4 protein-coding genes and 1 pseudogene are annotated in these 3,440 nt (G+C 70.2%); 4 read left to right on the top strand and 1 reads right to left on the bottom strand.

Annotated elements, in window-relative coordinates; all coding sequences use genetic code 11:
• The 4 genes and pseudogenes from ESO86_RS19055 to ESO86_RS13910 all read left to right on the top strand — a co-directional run.
• A pseudogene (locus ESO86_RS19055) lies at positions 1-191 on the top strand (hypothetical protein); the annotation flags it as partial.
• Positions 192-230: 39 nt separating this feature from the next.
• The gene (gene fdxA, locus ESO86_RS13920) at positions 231-551 is read left to right on the top strand and encodes a ferredoxin (RefSeq protein ID WP_129235541.1); all 321 of its coding nucleotides are present in this window, start codon (positions 231-233) and stop codon (positions 549-551) included.
• A gap of 2 nt (positions 552-553) precedes the next feature.
• Positions 554-1,669, top strand: a complete 1,116-nt coding sequence (gene dapC / locus ESO86_RS13915; RefSeq protein ID WP_129235540.1) for a succinyldiaminopimelate transaminase — start codon at positions 554-556, stop codon at positions 1,667-1,669.
• A gap of 213 nt (positions 1,670-1,882) precedes the next feature.
• Positions 1,883-3,163 (top strand): citrate synthase, encoded by a 1,281-nt coding sequence (locus ESO86_RS13910; RefSeq protein ID WP_422836498.1) that lies wholly within the window; start codon positions 1,883-1,885, stop codon positions 3,161-3,163.
• A gap of 80 nt (positions 3,164-3,243) precedes the next feature.
• On the opposite strand, the gene ESO86_RS19805 is transcribed toward ESO86_RS13910, so the two are convergent.
• A partial coding sequence (locus ESO86_RS19805) for an arginine deiminase-related protein (RefSeq protein ID WP_242492377.1) occupies positions 3,244-3,440 on the bottom strand: 197 nt, incomplete at its 5' end.

The raw sequence follows: 3,440 nt of genomic DNA, 5'->3' as shown, positions 1-3,440 counted from the left end.
GGGCGGCCGCGGCCGCCGCGGCAGCGGGCGTGGTCGGGGTCGTCGCCGTGCTGTCGCTCCCGGGCCCCGGCGGATCGGTGCTCGTCGCCGACGGCGTCGTCGGCATGATCTGGGCGATCGGCCCCGCGATCATTTCCGTATTGGTCGTCGCGTGGCCCTCGCTGCCGCCGCGCGAGGCGCGGCGCGCATAGACTGGCAGTCCAGCATCACCGAAGGGACAGCGACCCACCGTGACCTATGTCATCGCCCTGCCGTGCGTCGATGTGAAGGACCGTGCCTGCATCGACGAGTGTCCCGTCGACTGCATCTACGAAGGCGAGCGCTCGCTCTACATCCACCCCGACGAGTGCGTCGACTGCGGTGCCTGCGAGCCGGTCTGCCCGGTCGAGGCCATCTACTACGAGGACGACCTGCCCGATGAATGGGCCGACTACTACAAGGCGAACGTCGAGTTCTTCGACGAGGTCGGCTCGCCCGGGGGCGCGGCGAAGGTCGGCGTCATCCCCAAGGACCACCCGCTGATCGCGGCGCTGCCCCCGCAGGGTCACTGACCATGGCGCTCGGGGCCCTGCCCGAGTACCCCTGGGACCTGATGGTCCCGTATCGCGATCGAGCGTCGTCGCACCGCGACGGCATCGTCGACCTGTCGATCGGCTCGCCGATCGACCCGACGCCGCAGCTCGTGCGCGATGCCCTCGCGGCGGCGACCGACGCGCACTCCTACCCGACGACCACCGGCACGACCGCGCTGCGACGTGCGATCGTCGACTGGTTCGCCCGTCGCCGGGGGGTCGAGGGCCTCGAGGCGGATGCCGTGCTGCCGACGATCGGCTCGAAGGAGCTCGTCGCACTCCTCCCCTTATTCCTGGGCGTGGGTGCGGGCGATGCGGTGGTGCATCCCCGCGCGGCCTACCCGACGTACGAGATGGGTGCGATCTTCGCGGGTGCGGAGGCCGTGGCATCCGACGACCCGGCCGAATGGCCCCCGAACACGCGGCTGGTCTGGCTGAACTCGCCGGGCAACCCCGACGGGCGGGTGCTCGGTGCGGTCGAACTGCGCGGTGCCGTCGCCCGTGCCCGCGAACTGGGCGCGATCATCGTCGGCGACGAGTGCTACGCCGAGCTCGGATGGGAGGACCCGTGGCAGGACGGCGCCGTCCCGAGCGTGCTCGACCCGGCGGTGACGGGCGGTGATCCGACCGGCGTGCTCGCGATCTACTCGCTGTCGAAGCAGTCCAACATGGCGGGGTACCGCGCGGCGTTCGTCGGCGGCGACCCCGAGCTGATCGCGCGGCTCACGACCGCCCGCAAGCACGCCGGGCTCATGGTGCCGGCGCCCCTCCAGGCGGCGATGGCCGTCGCGCTCGCGGACGACGCGCACGTGCAGGAGCAGAAGGCGCGCTATCGGGCCAGGCGCGACCTGCTGCGGCCCGCCCTCGAGGACGCCGGCTTCCGGATCGACCACAGCGAGGCGGGGCTGTACCTCTGGGCGACCGAGGGCCGCGACGCGTGGGAATCGATCGGACGACTCGCCGACCTCGGCATCCTGGCCGGACCCGGGCACTTCTACGGACCCTACTTCCCGCAGCACGTGAGGCTCTCGCTCACGGCCACGGACGAGCGGATCCGTCAGGCCGCCGCGCGGCTGAGGGCCACCGCGGTGCGCTGATCGCGCGGATCGTCGCCGAATCGCAGCCGAGACTGTGCAACCACTCCAATCGATCGGGCGATCCATTGGCGGATGCGACAGTGTGCGCCCGACCCGTCTAGGCTGTAGTCGGGCCGCGCGCGCCGACCGGTGCCGGACCGGAGAGCAGGGAACCGCGAGACAGTGACGATCACAGGAGACGCCGTGAGCAACGTCGTGAACGAATCCGTCGGAGTGAACTCCGATACCGCGACGCTGAACTTCCCCGGCGGAACGGCCGAATTCCCGATCCACCGCGCCTCGCAGGGCAACGCCAGCATCGACGTCTCGACGCTCACCCGGCAGACCGGACTCACCGCGCTCGACTACGGATTCGTCAACACCTCGTCGACGCGGTCGGCCATCACCTACATCGACGGCGAGCAGGGCATCCTCCGCTACCGCGGCTACCCGATCGAGGAGCTCGCCGAGCACTCGACGTACCTCGAGGTCGCCTGGCTGCTCATGTACGGCGAGCTCCCCACGGCCGACCAGCTCGGCGAGTTCGACGAGAAGATCCGGCGTCACACGCTCCTCCACGAGGACCTCAAGCGGTTCTTCTCCGCGCTCCCGCACACGGCGCACCCGATGGCCGTGCTCTCCAGCGCCGTGGCGGCGCTCTCGACCTACTACGAGGACTCGTCCGACCCGCACGATCCCGAGCACGTCGAGCTCACGACCATCCGCCTGCTCGCCAAGCTGCCGGTGATCGCCGCGTACGCGCACAAGAAGAGCATCGGGCAGGCGTTCCTCTACCCCGACAACTCGCTGAACTTCGTCGAGAACTTCCTCCGGCTGAACTTCGGCAACATGGCCGAGCCGTACGAGATCGAGCCGACCCTCGCGAAGGCGCTCGATCGGCTCCTGATCCTCCACGAGGACCACGAGCAGAACGCGTCGACCTCGACGGTCCGGCTCGTCGGCTCGACGGGGGCCAACCTCTACGCGTCGATCTCCGCCGGCATCCAGGCGCTCTCGGGCCCGCTCCACGGCGGCGCGAACGAGGCGGTGCTCCAGATGCTCGCGCAGATCCGCGACTCGGGTGAGGGCGTCGGCAAGTTCGTCGAGCGCGTCAAGCGCAAGGAGGACGGCGTCAAGCTCATGGGCTTCGGCCACCGGGTCTACAAGAACTACGACCCGCGCGCGAAGATCGTGAAGACGAGCGCCGACGCCGTGCTCGAGGGCCTCGGCGTCAACGACCCGCTGCTCGACATCGCGAAGGAGCTCGAGCAGTTCGCGCTCGAGGACGACTACTTCAAGCAGCGGCGCCTCTACCCGAACGTCGACTTCTACACCGGCGTGATCTACAAGGCCATGGGCTTCCCGACGCGGATGTTCACCGTGCTCTTCGCCATCGGCCGTCTGCCGGGCTGGATCGCGCACTGGCGCGAGATGAACCTCGACGGCGGCACGAAGATCGGTCGTCCGCAGCAGCTCTACACGGGGTCGCGCGAGCGGCACTACCCGCTGGGGTGAGCGCGGAGCACTGACCCGCAGCGAACGCGAACGGCCCGTCCTCGGACGGGCCGTTCGTCGTGTCGGGGGTCCCGTGCGTGTCAGAGCGCAGCGATCTCGTCCGCGGCGGCATCGTCGACGGGCGCCGACCGGTGCTCGACCAGCCCCGGCCGCGGGTCGAGGTGCACGCCCGCGAGCATGCAGCGCACGGACCCGCCGGCGAGCTCGATCGTCGGGACGTCGAGCGGCAGCAGGCGCGCGGAGCGCTCGATGCGCGCGCGCTGGTCGGCGGTCAGCG

This window comes from Agromyces binzhouensis, assembly GCF_004135055.1.
Taxonomy (GTDB): Bacteria; Actinomycetota; Actinomycetes; order Actinomycetales; family Microbacteriaceae; genus Agromyces; species Agromyces binzhouensis.
This window is presented reverse-complemented; position numbering and strand designations above follow the sequence as displayed.